Here is a 17,127-nt window from a genome sequence, read left to right on the forward strand (position 1 = left end):
CCGGCCACCCCGTCGTACCCGGTTCGTCTCCTCCTACCGGGAAGGATCCGTCGCGTGCTCAACTATGCGCTGCGCCGTCTTCTCATCACCATCCCCATCCTGATCCTGTCGACCTTCCTGACCTTCGGGTTCGTGTCGTCCGTGGGTGACCCGCTCGCCGACCTGCGCGCGCAGCCCAACATCACGCAGGAGCAGATCAACCGGGTTCGCGAGGCCCGTGGCCTCGACGACCCGTTCCCCGTGCAGTACCTGCGCTGGGTCGAGCAGATCCCCCAGGGCGGCTTCGGCGAGTACCTGATCTCGCCGCGCCCGATCTGGCCGGACTTGCGGCGGGTCATGGGCAACACCCTGCAGTTGGTCGTCGCCGCCGAGCTGATCGCCTTCGTGGTCGCCGTCGGTCTCGGCGCGGTCTCCGCCAAGCGGCAGTACAGCGTCTTCGACTATTCGACGACCACGCTCAGCTTCATCGGATTCTCGATGCCGGCCTTCTGGTTCGCTCTGCTGCTGCAGGTGGGCGTGCTGATCGTCTACAACTGGACCGGAACCCGCATCTTCCCGATCGCGAACCTGTCCTCGCCCAATCCCGGCACGGGACTGGCGTTCTGGCTCGACCGCGCGCACCACCTCGTGCTGCCGATCGCCTCCCTCGCGATCTTCTCGGTCGCCAGCTACAGCCGCTACATGCGCGCTTCCATGCTCGAGGTGATGTCGTCGGACTACATCCGAACGGCCCGTGCCAAGGGACTGCCGGAGCGCAAGATCACGACGCGCCACATGATGCGCAACGCGCTGATCCCGACCGTGACGGTCGCGGCGCTCTCCTTCGGCACCCTGATCTCGGGCGCCATCGTCATCGAGAGCGTGTTCGGCCTCGACGGGATGGGGCGCTACTTCGTCAACGCGTTGGGCCGCCGCGACCCGTACCCCATCATGGCCTGGTTGCTGCTCGTCGGCTTCTTTTTGATGATCGCAAACCTCGTCGCCGACCTGCTGTACGGCCTTCTCGATCCGAGGATCCGCTATGAGTGACCGCTCCGAGCGACCCATGGCGGCCCAGGACGTGCCGGCCCCCGGCAGCGCCGGCGGGGCGGACATCGCCACCGACGACGCCGGCCTGCACACGCCCAACGAGCCCGCGAACGAGCACCACGACTACCACGACGGCAGCCAGATCGTCGTGCGCAGCCAGTGGCAGCTGTTCCGACGCCGGTTCCTGCGGCACAAGCTGGCGATGGGCAGCCTGCTGTTCTTGGCCATCGTTGCCATCGTCGCGTTCAACGCCGAGCGGATCGCTCCCTACGGCTACGCCGACATCGACGTCATCCGCCGCTCGACGCCGCCGACGCTGGAGGGCTGGCACCTGTTCGGCACCGACCAGCTCGGACGCGACTACTTCAGCCGGGTGATCTACGGCACGCGGGTGTCGCTGCAGGTCGCGGCCGTCGTCGCGGTCGTCTCCACCGTCATCGGCACCGTCATCGGCGCCATCGCGGGGTACTACCGCGGCTGGGTCGACGCGTTCCTGATGCGCTTTGCCGACCTGATCATCATCGTGCCGCTGTTGGCCGTGCTCCTGATCGCGGCCGCCTTCCTCGGTCAGGGCCGACCGATGCGCATCGCGATCATCATCGCCCTGCTCGTGTGGCCCTCGCTGGCCCGCATCGTGCGCGGCGTGTTCCTGAGCCTGCGCGAGAAGGAGTACGTCCAGGCGGCCCGGGCGGCGGGTGCCGGTGACCTGCGCATCATGTTCCGGCACATGCTGCCCAACACGATGGGCCCGATCCTGGTCAACATGACCCTCGTGCTCGCTGCCGCGATCCTCCTCGAGGCCACGCTCGCCTTCCTCGGCCAGGGCGTCAACCCACCGACGCCGGCACTCGGGCTGCTCATCAACGACGGGCGCAGCTCCATGCAGACCCAGTGGTGGCTCGTCGTCATGCCCGGTCTGGCCATCGTCGCCATCGCCCTCGCGATCAACTTCGTCGGGGACGGCCTGCGCGATGCACTCGACCCGACCCAGCAGGAGAAGTGATGGGCGCCGAGCCCCAGTTCGTCGACGCACCGGCTGCCGGGACCGACGTCCAGCCGCTGCTGTCGATCCGCAACCTCGTCACCGAGTTCAAGACCCCCGACGGCATCGTCCACGCCGTGGACGGGGTCAGCTACGACGTCTTCCCCGGCGAGACCCTGGGTGTCGTCGGTGAGTCGGGATCGGGGAAGTCCGTCACCGTCATGAGCGTGCTCGGGCTGATTCCCCAGCCGCCGGGACGTATCGCGGCGGGCGAGATCATCCTCGACGGCCAGGACCTGCTGCAGTTCTCGCAACGCGAGCTGCGGCGGGTGCGCGGCAAGGACGTCGCGATGATCTTCCAGGACCCGATGACGTCGCTCAACCCGGTGCTCACGGTCGGCGACCAGCTCGCCGAGGCGATCCTGGTCCACGAGGACATCAGTGCCGATGACGCCCGCAAGCGGGTCGTGGAACTGCTCGAGCTCATCGGCGTGCCGAACGCCGACGACCGCTTCGACCAGTACCCCCACGAGTACTCGGGCGGGATGCGCCAGCGCGCCATGATCGCGATGGCGATGGCGAACCGGCCCAAGATCCTCATCGCCGACGAGCCGACCACCGCCCTGGACGTCACCATCCAGGCCCAGGTGCTCGAGGTGCTCGAGCGCGCCAAGCAGGAGACCAACGCCGGTGTCGTGCTGATCACGCACGACCTCGGCGTCATCGCCGAGATGGCCGACCGGGTCGTGGTGATGTACGGCGGCCGCGTCGTGGAGACCGGCACCGTCGACGAGATCTTCCACTCCCCCCGCCACCCCTACACCCTCGGGCTGCTGTCGAGCCTGCCGCGGCCGGACGTCGACATGGAGCGCCTGGTCCCGATCCCGGGTCAGCCGCCCAGCCTGATCAACCTGCCCAGCGGCTGTTCGTTCCACCCGCGGTGCCACCTCGGCGAGGGCCGGCAGAAGTGCCGCACCGAAGAACCGCCGCTGTTCCAGCTCGGACCGATGCGTGCCTCGGCGTGCCACTTCCACCAGGAGATGGAGGACGAGGTCCATCTCGTCGAGCGCACCACGGGCACCACGATCGAGGGTGACGAGGTATGAGCACCGCCGTTTCCGCCACCACCAGTCCCGAGCCGGTACCCGAGGACCAGCTCCACGTCCGCGCGCAACGCGGCGAGGAGATCCTGCGCGTCGAGGGCCTGACGAAGCACTTCCCGCTGCGTGGCGGGGTGTTCAACCGCCAGTACGGCGCCGTGCGCGCCGTCGACGGGGTCAACCTGACGATCAACGCCGGCGAGACGGTCAGCCTCGTCGGCGAATCCGGCTGCGGCAAGTCGACGACCGGCCGCTGCATCGTGCGACTGCTCGACCCGACCGCCGGGCACGTCTACTTCAAGGGGCACGACCTCGCCGAGATGTCGCACCGGCAGATGCGCCAGATGCGACGCGAGATCCAGATCGTGTTCCAGGACCCGTACGCGTCGCTCAACCCCCGCATCAACGTCAGCGAGATCATCGCCGAGCCGTTGCGGATCTACGGGCGGTACAAGAACGGCGGCAAGGACCGGGTCAAGGAGCTGATGAAGATCGTCGGGCTCAACCCCGAGCACGGCAACCGGTTTCCGCACGAGTTCTCCGGCGGCCAGCGCCAGCGCATCGGCATCGCCCGCGCACTCGCGCTCAATCCGCAGCTGCTCATCCTCGACGAGCCCGTTTCGGCCCTCGACGTGTCGATCCAGGCGCAGGTCATCAACCTGCTCCAGGAACTGCAGCAGGAGTTCGGACTCGCCTACCTGTTCATCGCCCACGACCTGTCGGTGGTCCGCCACCTCTCCGATCGCGTCGCGGTGATGTACCTCGGACACGTGGTGGAGTTCGGTACCAAGCACGAGATCTTCCGCAACCCGACCCACCCGTACACCCAGGCGTTGCTGTCAGCCGTCCCCCTGACCGACCCCCGCCTGCGCGGCAAGCGTGAGCGCATCGTCCTCGAGGGCGACGTTCCCAGTCCGTCCAACCCGCCGTCGGGGTGCCGGTTCCGCACCCGCTGCTGGAAGGCCGAGGAGATCTGCGCGACCGAGGTACCCGAGCTGATCGACCGGTTCGGCCACGGCCATCCCAGCGCCTGCCACTTCGCCGAGCCGCGGGCCGTCATCCGCGGCTGATCGCAAACCCGCCCCGACCTGCGACGACGCGTCCAGGTCGGGGCGCGCGCGGACAGCGGACCGGGGCCGGGCCGCCCCTACCTCCGGTGTCCGACGATGAGCGCGAAGTCCTCGCTCGAGAGGCTGGCGCCGCCGACGAGCGCCCCGTCGATGTCCGGCCGCGACATCAGCTCGCGGACGTTGCCCGGCTTGACGCTGCCGCCGTACTGGATCCGGATGCCGGCAGCGGTCGCCTCGTCGTACAGCGCCGCCAGTTCGGTGCGGATGGCGGCGCACATGTCCTGCGCGTCCTGCGGCGTTGCGGTCCGGCCGGTGCCGATGGCCCAGACCGGCTCGTAGGCCACGACCAGCTCCTCGGGGTCCGCGACCGCGATCCCGGCCAGGCTGCCGCGCAGCTGCGACACCACCACGTCGACGGCCTGGCCCGCCTCGCGCTGGTCGAGCGACTCGCCGACGCACAGGATCGGCCGCATCTTGTGGCGTTGCACCGCGGCGACCTTGGCGTTGACGATCTCGTCGGTCTCGCCGAACAACGCCCGCCGCTCCGAGTGGCCGACGACGACGTAGCGCACGTCGAGCCGGGCCAGCATCGTGGCGGAGATCTCGCCGGTGAAGGCGCCCTCGTCCTCGGTGTGGCAGTTCTGCGCGCCGAGGTGGATCGGCAACCGGTCCGACTGCAGCAGCGTCTGGACCGACCGCAGGGCCACGAACGGCGGGCACACCACGATCTCCTGGCCTTCGTAGTCCTCCTCGCGGAGGTGGTAGGCCAACTTCTGGACCAGCTGGATCGCCTCGAGGTGGTCGCGGTGCATCTTCCAGTTCCCGGCGATGACGGGTACCCGCTCGGTCACGCTTCGAATCCTTCGTGGCGTTTGGTGTCGGCAGGCTGCGACCCTAATCGCTCCGGCTCAGCTGCCGGATACGGCCGACCAGTCGGCGTGCAGTTCCCGGTACACGCCGGCCTGCCGCACCAGTTCGGCGTGCGTGCCCTGCTGGACCAGCCGGCCGGCGTCGAAGACCAGGACGCGGTCGGCGGCCTCGGCGGTGGAGAGCCGGTGCGCGACCGTGACGCTGGTGCGTCCGGCGGTCAGTCGCTCGATGGCCCGGCGCAGCCGCACCTCGAGCGCGGGGTCGACGGCCGAGGTGGCCTCGTCGAGCACGAGCAGGTCGGGCGCGACGATCCAGGCACGCACCAGGGCCACCAGTTGCCGCTCGCCGGCCGAAAGGCGCGAACCGCGCTCCCCCACCCTGGCGTCCAATCCACCCGGCAACCCGCCGACCCACTCGGTGAGCCCGAGTTCCTCGAAGGCGGTGACGATGTCGTCGCGCGACGCCTCGGGGACGCCGTAGCGGACGTTCTCGGCGAGGGTCGTGTCGAACAGGAAGCCGTCCTGCGGCACGAAGGCCACCCGGCGGCGTAGCGAGTCGAAGCGCACCTGCTCCAGCGGGATGCCCGACAGCGACACCGTGCCCTCCACCGGATCCACCAAGCGCGTCATCAGCTTGACGAACGTGGACTTGCCCGAACCGGTTTCGCCGACGACCGCGACGCGCTCCCCCGGCGCGATGACGACGTCGAGGTCGCACAGCACGTCCGGGCCGTCCGGATACCGGAATCGGACCGCGGTGAAGCGGACGGCGAGCGGGCCAGCCGGCAGTTGCCTGCCGTCGCCGAACCGTCCGGGGTCGGCGAGCTCGAGGGGGGTGTCCAGGACGTCCACCACCCGGCGCACGCCGGCGGCCGCCGTCTGCGCCTGGTCGAGCACCTCGACGAGCAGCTGGACCGGCTCGATGAAGAGCGTCACCAGGAACAGAAACGCCACCAGCTGCCCCGCCGTGAGGCCGACGTCGGGGCCGACCAGGACACCGGCCGCGACGACCATCGCCGTGACCGACGCGGCGAACAGCTCGCCGCTGGAGAACATCGCGGCGCCCAGCGCGCCGGTGCGGAACTCGGTCCTGAACTGGGCGTCGAGGGCCGCGTCGACCTTCTGGCGACTGCGATCCTCGGTGCCGAAGGCGCGGATGGTCGGCAGTCCGGCGATGGTCTCGGACATCGCCCCCATCGAATCGGCGACACGCACCCGGACGCGGTCGTAGGCCCGCGAGAGGATGCGCTGGAAGGCCAGCAGCAGGATCGCGTAGAGGATGCCTGCGACGAGGACCAGCAGCGTGAGCCGCCAGTCGTAGACCGCCATCAGACCGAGGACCAGGGCGACCTGTGCCGCGCCGACCAGCATCCCGACGCCGCCCCACTCGAGGAACATCGAGATGGCCTCGATGTCGGAGGTGACCCTTGACACCAGCACGCCACGGCGTTCGGACTGCACGTGCAGCACGGACAGGTCGTGGACGTGACGGAACACCTTGACCCGCAGCTCGGCCAGGCCCCGTGCCGCGGCGATCGCCAGGCGGTACTGCGCCATGCGGTTGGCGAGCATGGCACCGAGCAGCGCGACGACCGCGACCGCACCCGCGACCACCACGGACCCCACGTCGATGGTGTCCCCCGACAGCACCTCCCGATCGAGCAGTTCCCGCACGGCGATGGGCACCACGAGCTGCCCGGCCGTGCCGAGCACCGCCAGGATCAGGGTGGTGCGCAGGCCGACGGCGAGCGCGGGGGCCTCGTGCAGCGCGCGGCGGATCGCGGCGACCGCGGATCGCGAGTTCATGCCGGGTGCTCCGCCTCGTAGGCGCGCAGCAGAGCCGCATAGCCCGGGACCGTGCCCAGCAACTGGTCGTGACTGCCCTGCGCGACGATGCGACCGCCGTCGACGAACACCACCTCGTCGGCGAGCATGATGCTCGAGCGCCGGTAGGCCACGAGCACGATCGTCGACGGGAGCTCCGCGCCCCGCAGCGCCCGGAGGATCGTCGTCTCGACCGACGGGTCGACCGCGGACGTGGCGTCGTCGAGGATCAGCAGGCGCGGCCGCCGCGCGAGCGCCCGCGCGAGGGCGACCCGCTGGCGTTGCCCGCCCGACAGCGTGGCCCCGCGTTCGCCGAGACGGGTGTGCAGGCCGTCGGGCAGCGCCGAGACGAAGTCCAGGGCATTGGCGAGCCGCAGTGCGTCACGGATGTCGTCGTCGGAGAGGTCGAGGTGAAGTGCGACGTTGCCCGCGACCGTGTCGTCGAACAGGAATGCGTCCTGGGCGACGTAGGCCACCTCGGACGGCAGCACGCCGGGCGCCAGGTCGCGGACGTCGCGCCCGTCGAGCCGCACCGCGCCGGTGTCGGGGTCCCAGAGGCGGGCCAGGAGCAGGGCGAGGGTCGACTTGCCCGAGCCGGTCGGACCGACCACGGCCAGGGTGCGGCCGGGGGTCAGCGTCAGCTCGAGGTCCTGCAGGACGGGCGTCTGCGGCTCGTAGCCGAACACGAGCCGGTCGGCGACCAGGTGCGCCGCCGGTGACGGCGGCGAGGTCCGGTCGCTGCCGTGGGTCTGGACGTCGTCGGCATCCAGGACGGTCTCGACGCGCCGCCAACCCGCCACGCTGTGGGCAGCGTCCCACATCAGGTAGCCGATCAGCCGCGTCGGCACGGCCAGCAGCGACAGCAGGTAGGCCACGCGCACGAGTTCCCCGGCACTGAGGGTGCCGGCGGCGATCCTCGCCGTGCCGACCACCAGCACCACGATGGTGCCGATCGCCGGAAGCCCTTCGGTCAACGCGCGGTAGCCGGTCCAGACACGGCCGACCTCGATCAACTGGTCGGCGAGCGCGTCGGCCGCTCCCCGGAAACGCGCCGTCTCGACCTGCTCGCGGCCCAACGACTTGACGGTGAGGGCACCGTCGAAGCTCTCGTGGGCGACGCCGGCCACCCGTCCCCGTCTGGCCTGTGCCTCCTCCATGAGATGGAACGTGCGCCATGCCCCCTGCAGGTCGAGCGCGACGACGACGCCCAGCAGGAGGATGGCGAGCAGGCCGAGCACAGGGTCGGTGAGCGTGATCACGACCGCGGAGCCGACGAGCAGGAAGCTGACGCCGGTCGCGAAGGGCAGCGGCGCGAGCACCATGGTCGCCTGGCGGCTGTCGACGTCCGAGACGGACAGCAGGTCCCCGACCCCCCGGGTGCCGAACCAGCGCAGGCTCAGCCCGAGCTGGTGGCCGATCAGGCGTTTGCGAAGCCGGGTCTGCGCCCCGAACTGCATCCGCGTGGCGGCCGTGCGCCGCACGACGATGCCGACCGCCTTCCAGACGGCGACGCCGAGGATCAGGGCGAGCGCGGTGCGCAGCCGGCCGGCGGCTGGTTCACCGTCACCGAGCACGGGGATGATCACGGCGTCGGTCACCCAGCCGACCACGACGGCGCTGGCCACGATCGCCGACGTGAAGGCGATCGCACCGGCCGCCGCGAGGGTGAACATGACCGGCTGCTCGCGCACGAAGCCGCCGATCAGCGATCCGGCCGCACGCACGACCCCGCGAGGCTCCATCGGCCGCGCCGGTGTCGAGGTGCTCACGACCTCACCCGCGTCTGAGCGCGACGACGCCCGGGAGCTGCTTGCCCTCGAGCAGTTCGAGGGACGCGCCGCCGCCCGTCGAGACGTGGTCGACCTGGTCGTCGAGCCGGAACTGCCGGATCGCGGCGGCCGAGTCGCCACCGCCGACGACGGTGAAGCCGGGCGCCGCGGCGATGGCCTGCGCCACGGTGCGCGTGCCCGCCTCGAAGGCGGCCCACTCGAACACGCCCATGGGGCCGTTCCAGAACACGCTGCCCGCACCGCGGATCGCCTCGGCGTAGGCGTGGCCGGTGGCCGGCCCGACGTCCAGTCCCATCTGGTCGGCGGGGATGTCGTCGACGTGGACCATCGTTGCCGGGGCGTGCTCGTCGAACGTCGGGGCGACGACGACGTCGTGCGGGAGCAGCACCTCGACGCCCCGGTCGCGGGCCGCGGCGACGAGCTCACGGACGGTGTCGACCTGGTCCTCCTCGACGCGGGAGGCGCCGACCGCGTGGCCCTCGGCGACGAGGAAGGTGAAGGCCATGGCGCCGCCGACGGCGACGACGTCCACGCGCTGGAGCAGGTTGTCGAGCACGGTCAGCTTGTCGCTGACCTTGGCGCCACCGAGCACCGCGACATAGGGACGGGCCGGGTCCTCGAGCAGCGTGCCGAGCACCTCGAGTTCGCGCGCCAGCAGGAGTCCCGCATAGCCGGGCAGCCGGGCCGGAACGCCGGAGATCGACGCATGTGCCCGGTGGGCCGCACCGAAGGCGTCGTCGACGTAGACGTCGGCGAAGGCCGCGAGCGCGTCGGCGAGGGCGTCGTCGTTGCTGGTCTCGCCCGGCTCGAACCGCAGGTTCTCCAGCAGCAGGACCTGCCACGGCCGCAGGGCGTCGGCCTTGGCGCGCGCGTCGTCGCCGACGACGTCGGCGGCGACGACCACCTCGGTGCCGAGCAGTTCCTGCAGGCGGGCGCCGACGGGCGCCATGCCATAGGCGGGGTCCGGAGCACCCTTGGGCCGGCCGAGGTGGGAGGCGACGATCACCGCCGCGCCCTGGTCGAGCAGGCGCCGGATCGTCGGCACCGACGACTGGATGCGCAGATCGTCGGTGACGCGACCGTCACGCAGCGGCACGTTGAGATCCGCGCGGACGAAGACCCGCTTCCCGGAGGCGTCGAGGTCGTCGAGGGTCGGGACGCCGGACAGCAGCGCGTTCACGGGCAGGCCTTTCGCATCGAGCAGCCCGCGCTCCGGATTCGGAGCGCGGGCCGCCGGTACGGAGCGGAAGTGGTGGTCGCCTACAGCTTGTCGCCGACGAAGACGACAGCCTCGGCGAGACGGGTCGAGTAGCCCATCTCGTTGTCGTACCAGCCCATGACCTTGACCAGCGTGCCGTTGGCCATGGTGCTGGGCGCGTCGAAGATGCACGAGTGGGGGTTGCCGACGATGTCGATGGACACCAGGGGCTCCTCGCTGTACTCCAGGATGCCCTTCAGCGGCCCGTCGGCGGCGGCCTTGACCGCAGCGTTGACCTCGTCGGCCGTCACCTCACGACCGAGGACCAGCACGAGGTCGGTGATGGACCCCGACGGGATCGGCACCCGCAGCGCCAGGCCGTCGAGCTTGCCCTTCAGCTGTGGGAGCGCGAGCGCCGCGGCCTTCGCCGCGCCGGTCGTGGTGGGCACGATCGACAGCGCCGCCGCGCGTGCACGCCGCGGGTCGCTGTGCGGGGCGTCGTGCAGGCGCTGGTCACCGGTGTAGGCGTGGACGGTCGTCATCAGGCCCTGGACGATGCCGAACTCGTCGTCGAGCACCTTCGCCATCGGCACGACGGAGTTGGTGGTGCACGACGCCATGGAGATGACGTCGTGTTCGGCGGGGTCGTACTCGTCCTGGTTCGCGCCCAGGACGATGGTCACGTCCTCGTCCTTGGCCGGCGCGGAGATGATGACCTTCCGGGCGCCCGCATCGAGGTGCTTGGCGGCGTCGGCACGCTTGGTGAAGAACCCCGTGGACTCGACGACGACGTCGACCCCGAGGTCCTTCCAGGGCAGGTTGGCCGGGTCACGCTCGGCCAGGACCTGGATGCGGTCACCGTCGACCACGAGGTCGTCACCGTCGGTCTCGACGGTGCCGTCGTAGCGGCCGTGCACGCTGTCGTACTTCAACAGCAGCGCGAGGGTGGCGGTGTCGGTGAGGTCGTTGACCGCGACGATGTCGAGGTCGAGCCCCTGCTTCTTCGCGGCCCGAAGGAAGTTGCGACCGATGCGACCGAAGCCGTTGATTGCGACGCGCAAGGACATCTGCTCTTCGCTCCTGGGGAGGTGGGACGACGGTGCGGCGGTCCGGTACGCGGCCGCCCGCGCGGGAAGCCGACCCTACCACCGGCCCCCTGATCCGACACCGGGCCGCACGGCACCGATCGTCGGGGCTGTCGGCCCTCGCGCGGCCGATCCCACCCGTTCAACGGGGGCCGACCGGGCGGGACGCACCGAGCTCGGCGTGCAGCGATTCGAGCTTGCGCATGCGCCGGTGGACGGCGGACTTGCCGACCGGTGGGTCGAGCAGCTGGCCGAGTTCCTGCAGCGTCGCGCCCGGGTTGGCGAGGCGCGCGAGGGCGACCACGCGGACATCCTCGTCGAGGGCGTCCCAGCCCGCGGCCGCCACCACCTCCTCGACCACGCGCACCTGCGCACCGGCGGCGTCGATGGTGCGGCGCAGATTGGCGGCGTCGGCGTTGGCGAGCCGGTTGGCGTCGCTGCGCAACTGTCGCCGCAGGCGGCGGTCGCCCCACTGCAGGAACGCGACCGTTGCCCCGACGGCGGCCAGCAGGTCACCGATGGTCGCCCCCGACTTGACCACCATCCGGTGCCGCTCGCGGCCTCCGGTCTCGATCACCGCGCGGGCGCTGCCGTCGAGGCAGCGTTCGACGAGACCGGCCAGCCCCCTGGCCGTCGCCTCGGACCTGGCGGTGATCTCCAGGTGTGGCTCGCGGCCGGGATCGGACACCGAGCCGGCGGCGAGCAGGGCGCCACGCAGAAACGCGATCGCGGCGGCGCGTGACAGGTCGGCCGGCAGGCCGTCCCGCGGCCGGCCCTCGGCATCGACCAGCCCCAGGTCGCGGGCCACCTCGTCGGCGCCGACCTCGACCCGGACGCCGTAGGTGGAGCGGCGGTGCACCCCGCCCGGAGCACGTACCAGCAGTTGCGGACGCAGCCCGTAGCGGCGTTGCAGCAGCGTGAACGCCCGGCGGGCCACCGCTCCCGAGCTCGTGACGACCTCGAGCCGGCGCCGCATGCCTTCCTCGCCACCACTGACGGTGAGCGTCCCGGCCAGCCGCAGCAGGGCGGTCAGCTCGGCGCGTGTGCCGACGTCGTCGCCAAGCGGCAGACGCGCCAGTTCCTGGCGGACGTCCTCGGTGAAGGAGCCGCTCATCGCCCACCGAGCAGGTCGGTGAAGACGGCGGCCAGCGACGTCGGGTCGTGCCCGTCGCTGCCGTCCAGCAGGTCCGCGGTCACCACCCGTCCGACGGCCCCGGTGAGGCCGACGCCGTGGAGCGGCGCCCCACCGCCGGTCGGGGTCGGTCCCTCGTGCGCCAGACAGACGTCGATCCGGACCTGAGGTACGTGGGCACGGAGCGCATCGAGATGGTCGCGCAGGCTCATGCCCTCGGTCTCGCCCGGCTGTTCGCGCAGGTTGCCCACGAACACGACCGGCGCCGCGGCCGCGGCGAGCGCGTCCGCAAGACCGGGGACGAGCAGGTTCGGCAGCAGGCTGGTGAACAGCGACCCCGGACCGAGCACGATCAGGTCCGCCTCGGCGACGGCGTCGACGACACCCGGTCCCGGTGGGGCGTCCGCGGGGTCGAGCCACACCCGCTGCAGGCCCGGCGTCGACGAGACGGCGGTCTGTCCCCTGACCTCGGCGTCGCCGGTGCTGGCGTGCAGGACCACCGGCGCCGTCGTGCACGGCAGTACCCGGCCGGGGACGTCGAGTACCCGGGCCAACTCGTCCAGGGCGGTCTGCAGGTCCCCACCGGCCAGGTCCTGCAGGGCGACGAGGACCAGGTTGCCCAGGCTGTGACCACCGAGCTCGCCGCGCGGGAAGCGGTACTGCAGCAGTTCGGCGATGCGTCGCTCACGGGCGAGTGAGGCCAGGGCCATCCGCAGGTCACCCGGGGGCAGCACGCCGAGGTCGCGACGCAGACGGCCCGACGAGCCGCCGTCGTCGGCGACGGTCACGACGGCGGTCACCTCGTCGACGACCTCGGGCAGCGCGGCGAGGGTCCGCGCGAGGCCGTGACCACCTCCGATCGCGACGGCGCGCGTGGGCTCGGGCCGGGTGGTCACTCGTGGCCCAGGTCCCGGTGCTGCACGTTGACCGACAGGTCGGTCGTCTCGTGCAGGTACTGGCCGATCGACTCGCTGATCGCGACCGACCGGTGTTTGCCGCCCGTGCAGCCGATCGCGATCGTCAGGTAGCGCTTGCCCTCCTGCACGTACCCGGGAACGACGACGTCGAGCAGTCGCTGCAGCGCCTGCATGAACGGCTCGCTCTGCGGCTGCCCGAACACGTAGTCGCGCACCGGCTCGTCGCGTCCGGTGAAGGGTCGCAGCTCCTCGACCCAGTGCGGATTGGGCAGGAACCGCACGTCGAACAGCAGGTCGGCGTCCCGCGGCGTCCCGCGCTTGAAACCGAACGAGACGATCTCGATGCGCAGTTGCGCGGACTCGTGCCCCTGCAGCACCTCCAGCAGACGGTCGCGCAACTCGTGCACGTTCAGCCCGCTGGTGTCGATGATCAGGTCGGCCATGCCCCGCAGGTCGCTCAACAGCGCCCGCTCGTTGCGGATCCCGGCGAGCACGCCGGCGCCGTCCGCCGCCGGATGCCGCCGCCGGGTCTCCTCGAACCGCCGGACGAGGACGTCGTCGTCGGCGTCGAGGTACAGGACCCGGACGTCGGCCTCGCTCGACCGCAGCTCGCGCAGCGTGTCGAGCAGTGCGGCGAAGAACTCGCGGCCGCGGACGTCGACCACCAGGGCGAGCCGGCCGACCGACGAGCCGGGGGCGAAGGCCAGCTCCGTCACCCGACTGATCAGGGTCGGTGGCAGGTTGTCGATCACGAACCAGCCGAGATCCTCGACCACGTTCGAGGCCGTCGACCGCCCGGCACCGGACAGGCCGGTGATGATCATGATCTCGGGACGCTCGGTCGTCTCCTCGTCGACGATGCGGTCGAACTCGCGACCCTCGGGGCCGGCCCCGTCGTCGGCCGTCGGCGCGGCCTGGTGGTCGGTCACGTGGACTCCTCGTTGGCGTGCAGATGCTCGTGGACGGCCGTCGCGATCGTACGGGAGACCCCCTCGACCGCCATCAGTTCCTCGAGGCTGGCGCGGCGCATGGCCGCGACCGAGCCGAAGTGGCGGAACAGGGCCTTGCGCCGGGTCGGTCCGACCCCCGCGACCCCGTCGAGCGCCGACGACGCGACCGCCTTGCTCCGCCGAGTGCGCTGATAGGTGATCGCGAACCGGTGCGCCTCGTCGCGTACCCGCTGGACGAGGTAGAGCGCCTCGCTGCCCCGTGGCAGGGCCACGGGCCGGTCCCGCCCCGGCAGCCACAGCTCCTCGAACTTCTTCGCGAGCCCGACGAACGCGACCGACGAAGTCGCGAGCTCCCCCGCTCCCTGCAACGCCGCGTTCAACTGGCCGACGCCGCCGTCGATGACGACCAGATTCGGCGGATACGCGAATTGACGTGCGGCGGGTTCCGCCAGCGGCGCGTCGCCGTCGACGTCGGGCGGCTCCGCGGTCGAGGTCTGCGCCAGGCGGGCGAACCGGCGACGGATCACCTCCTGCATGGACGCGAAGTCGTCGTTGCGGTCGATCGAGAGCTTGAAGCGCCGGTAGTCGGACTTCTTCGGCAGGCCGTCCTCGAACACCACCATCGAGCCGACGACCTCGGTGCCGCCGAGGTGGGAGATGTCGAAGCACTCGATCCGCAGGGGCGCCTCCTCGAGCCCGAGGGCGTCCTGCAGTTCCTTGAGCGCGCGACTGCGGCTGTCGAAGTCGCTGGCCCGCTTCAGCCGCGCCCGCTGGAAGGCTTCCCGGGCGTTCTCGGTCACCGTCTCCAGGAACGCCACCTTGTCCCCGCGCTGCGGGACCTGGAACCGCACCTGCTGGATCGGCCGCCCCCGCGTGCCGGCGCGCGTGTGACGACGCTGTTCGGCGAGCAGGGTCCCGAGTGCCTCGGCGTCCTCGGGCTCGACCGGTACGAGGATCTGCGGGGGGATGTCGTCGTCACGGTCGGCGTACAGCTGCAGCGCGAACGAGGTCAACAGCTGGGCGGTCGTGAGCGGTTCCACCTTGTCGACGGTCCAGCCTTTGCGTCCCACGAGCCGTCCGCGCCGGACGAAGAACGCCTGGACCGCGGCCTCGAGCTCGTCCTCGTGCACCGCGATGGCGTCGAAGTCCTCCGCCTTCGCCGACACGACCTGCTGCTTCTCGAGGGCCTTGCGCACCGCCGTCAGCTGGTCGCGGTGGCGCGCGGCCGCCTCGAAGTTGAGCTCGGCAGCGGCCGCCTGCATGTCCTGCTCGAGCTGGGCGAGCACCGGACCCGTCTCGCCGTCGAGGAAACTGCCGAGCCGCCCGACGAGCTCACGGTGGTCCTCGAGCGAGATCTTGCCGACGCATGGCGCCGCGCAGCGGTCGATGTGGAACAGCAGGCACGGCTTGCCGGTGCGTGCGGCGCGGTCGTAGATGCCCTGCGAGCAGGTCCGCACCGGGAAGGTGCGCAGCAGCAGGTCGAGCGTCTCGCGGATCGCGTAGGCGTGCGCGTAGGGGCCGAAGCGCAGGTCCCCCTTCGCGACCTTGCCGCGCTGCACCCGGGCGCGTGGCACCGCTTCGGAGGCCGTGAGCACGAGGTAGGGATAGGACTTGTCGTCGCGGTAGCGCACGTTGTAGCGCGGGCGGTGGCGCTGGATCAGCGTGTACTCGAGGTGGAGTGCCTCGACCTCGCTGTCGACGACGATCCACTCCACCGAGCGCGCCGCCTCGAGCATCGCGCGCGTGCGCGGCGCGATGTTGTGCCAGGCCTGGAAGTAGTTGCCCAGTCGCTGGCGCAGGGACTTCGCCTTGCCGACGTACACGACGCGCCCGTGCGCGTCCTTGAACTGGTAACAACCCGGCGCCTCCGGGATGGCACCGGGTTCGGGTCGGAAGGCATGGGCCGGGTTGCGCACACCGGGAGGGTAGCCAGCGACCCGGACGCGACCCCTAGGCTCGGCGGCGACGACCAATCGAGGAGGACCGGTGCTGCTCGCGCAGACCGCCGACCAGCTCACCCGGGTGTGTGGTGTCGGCGAGGACCTGGAGATCGACTTCGTCTGCGAGGTGTTGTTCCGCCTGACGGGCAACGACCTCGTCGCGCGGGCCGGCGGCATCGTCCGCGCCGGCCTGCAGCTGCTGCTGATCCTCGTCGTCGCCTTCGTCGTCACCCGGCTGCTGCGCGGCGCGATCAGCCGCTTCGGCGCCACGATGGAGCGCCGGATCGAGGCCCGCCTCGAACGTGGCGAACGTCGCGGCACGCTGGACGTGGCCCGCTACCGGGTCCGCCGGTTCCAGCGCCTCCACGCCATCACCGGGGTGATGCGTGGCGCGGCCGGCGTCCTGGTCTGGGTCGTTGCCGTCTTCGCGGTCCTGCAGACGCTGCGCATCGACCTGCGTCCCATCCTCGCCGGCGCCGGACTCGCCGGCATCGTGATCGGCTTCGGAGCCCAGCAACTGGTCCGCGACGTCCTGGCCGGCATCGCCATGCTGATCGAGGACCAGTACGGCGTCGGCGACTGGATCGAGGTCGACGGTCGTATCGGGCAGGTCGAGCGCGTGGGTCTGCGCGCGACCTCGATCCGCGACCTCGACGGCATCGTCTGGCACACCCTCAACGGCCACGTCCAACAGGTCGGCAACCTGTCGCAGGAGTGGAGTCGTTCGCTCCTCGACGTCCCACTCGCGCTCGACAGCGACGTCCCGGCTGCGAAGGCGATCATCCACAAGGTCGCCAGCGACCTCGCCGCCGACCCGATCTGGGGCGAGGACATCATCGGGCCGCCCGAGATCTGGGGGGTCCAGGACTTCGGACCCGAGGGCCTGTCGATCCGCCTCGTGATCCCGACGAAGCCGATGGCGAACTGGGACATCAACCGCCAGTTGCGCGAGCGACTGCACCGCGCCTTCGGCCAGGCCAACATCCGCATGCAGGGGCGGTTGGTCGAGGTCGGCGGGATGGCGTCCGGCTATCCGCTGCTGAGCAGGGCGCCCAGCGGCGAAGGCGCCCAGCAACAGCGCCCGCGCCGCCGTGGCCTGGTCCCCACCGACGTCGGTCCGCTCGACCAGCCACCGAAACGGCCGGCAGGCGACCCGGCCGACGTCGACACCGGCGAGTTCGGCCGCGACCAGACCACCGAGCTGCGGCTCGAGCGGGGGCGGGAGCCCCGTCCGGACTGAC

14 protein-coding genes are annotated in these 17,127 nt (G+C 71.1%); 5 read left to right on the plus strand and 9 right to left on the minus strand.

Going from position 1 to position 17,127, the window contains the following annotated elements; translation table 11 throughout:
* Positions 1-54: 54 nt before the first annotated feature.
* Genes ACERMF_RS08345 through ACERMF_RS08360 form a run of 4 tightly spaced genes read left to right on the plus strand, consistent with a single transcriptional unit; the run spans position 55 to position 4,181 of the window.
* Complete coding sequence (locus tag ACERMF_RS08345) at positions 55-1,029, plus strand: ABC transporter permease (RefSeq protein WP_373668599.1); 975 nt, start codon at positions 55-57, stop codon at positions 1,027-1,029.
* Entirely contained in the window at positions 1,022-2,032 is a 1,011-nt protein-coding gene (locus ACERMF_RS08350; protein WP_373668600.1) for an ABC transporter permease, read from the plus strand. The genes ACERMF_RS08345 and ACERMF_RS08350 overlap by 8 nt, the downstream gene beginning before the upstream one ends.
* On the plus strand, positions 2,032-3,117 hold the full coding sequence (locus ACERMF_RS08355) for an ABC transporter ATP-binding protein (protein WP_373668601.1): 1,086 nt from the start codon (positions 2,032-2,034) through the stop codon (positions 3,115-3,117). The genes ACERMF_RS08350 and ACERMF_RS08355 overlap by 1 nt, the downstream gene beginning before the upstream one ends.
* The gene (locus tag ACERMF_RS08360) at positions 3,114-4,181 is read left to right on the plus strand and encodes an ABC transporter ATP-binding protein (protein ID WP_373668602.1); all 1,068 of its coding nucleotides are present in this window, start codon (positions 3,114-3,116) and stop codon (positions 4,179-4,181) included. The genes ACERMF_RS08355 and ACERMF_RS08360 overlap by 4 nt, the downstream gene beginning before the upstream one ends.
* Before the next feature lie 77 nt (positions 4,182-4,258).
* Here ACERMF_RS08360 and tpiA read toward each other — a convergent pair whose 3' ends face one another.
* The 9 genes from tpiA to uvrC all read right to left on the minus strand — a co-directional run bounded on the left by tpiA (position 4,259) and on the right by uvrC (position 15,862).
* Entirely contained in the window at positions 4,259-5,032 is a 774-nt protein-coding gene (gene tpiA, locus ACERMF_RS08365) for a triose-phosphate isomerase (RefSeq protein WP_373668603.1), read from the minus strand.
* A 57-nt stretch (positions 5,033-5,089) separates the two neighbouring features.
* The gene (locus ACERMF_RS08370) at positions 5,090-6,856 is read right to left on the minus strand and encodes an ABC transporter ATP-binding protein (RefSeq protein ID WP_373668604.1); all 1,767 of its coding nucleotides are present in this window, start codon (positions 6,854-6,856) and stop codon (positions 5,090-5,092) included.
* Positions 6,853-8,643, minus strand: a complete 1,791-nt coding sequence (locus ACERMF_RS08375) for an ABC transporter ATP-binding protein (protein WP_373668605.1) — start codon at positions 8,641-8,643, stop codon at positions 6,853-6,855. Before ACERMF_RS08375 ends, ACERMF_RS08370 begins: the two co-directional genes overlap by 4 nt.
* Before the next feature lie 4 nt (positions 8,644-8,647).
* Positions 8,648-9,844 carry a phosphoglycerate kinase gene (gene pgk / locus ACERMF_RS08380; protein ID WP_373668606.1) on the minus strand — a complete coding sequence of 399 codons (1,197 nt, stop codon included), beginning with the start codon at positions 9,842-9,844 and terminating at the stop codon, positions 8,648-8,650.
* An 80-nt stretch (positions 9,845-9,924) separates the two neighbouring features.
* Positions 9,925-10,929, minus strand: a complete 1,005-nt coding sequence (gene gap, locus ACERMF_RS08385; RefSeq protein WP_373668607.1) for a type I glyceraldehyde-3-phosphate dehydrogenase — start codon at positions 10,927-10,929, stop codon at positions 9,925-9,927.
* Positions 10,930-11,089: 160 nt separating this feature from the next.
* The gene (whiA, locus tag ACERMF_RS08390) at positions 11,090-12,061 is read right to left on the minus strand and encodes a DNA-binding protein WhiA (protein WP_373668608.1); all 972 of its coding nucleotides are present in this window, start codon (positions 12,059-12,061) and stop codon (positions 11,090-11,092) included.
* Complete coding sequence (gene yvcK, locus ACERMF_RS08395; protein WP_373668609.1) at positions 12,058-12,975, minus strand: uridine diphosphate-N-acetylglucosamine-binding protein YvcK; 918 nt, start codon at positions 12,973-12,975, stop codon at positions 12,058-12,060. The genes whiA and yvcK overlap by 4 nt, the downstream gene beginning before the upstream one ends.
* Positions 12,972-13,925 carry an RNase adapter RapZ gene (gene rapZ / locus ACERMF_RS08400; RefSeq protein WP_373668610.1) on the minus strand — a complete coding sequence of 318 codons (954 nt, stop codon included), beginning with the start codon at positions 13,923-13,925 and terminating at the stop codon, positions 12,972-12,974. Before rapZ ends, yvcK begins: the two co-directional genes overlap by 4 nt.
* Complete coding sequence (gene uvrC / locus ACERMF_RS08405; RefSeq protein WP_373668611.1) at positions 13,922-15,862, minus strand: excinuclease ABC subunit UvrC; 1,941 nt, start codon at positions 15,860-15,862, stop codon at positions 13,922-13,924. The genes rapZ and uvrC overlap by 4 nt, the downstream gene beginning before the upstream one ends.
* Positions 15,863-15,932: 70 nt before the next feature.
* Between uvrC and ACERMF_RS08410 the strand changes: the two genes are divergently transcribed.
* Complete coding sequence (locus ACERMF_RS08410) at positions 15,933-17,126, plus strand: mechanosensitive ion channel family protein (RefSeq protein ID WP_373668612.1); 1,194 nt, start codon at positions 15,933-15,935, stop codon at positions 17,124-17,126.
* Position 17,127 lies beyond the last annotated feature (1 nt).

This window comes from Egicoccus sp. AB-alg6-2, assembly GCF_041821025.1.
GTDB lineage: Bacteria > Actinomycetota > Nitriliruptoria > Nitriliruptorales > Nitriliruptoraceae > Egicoccus.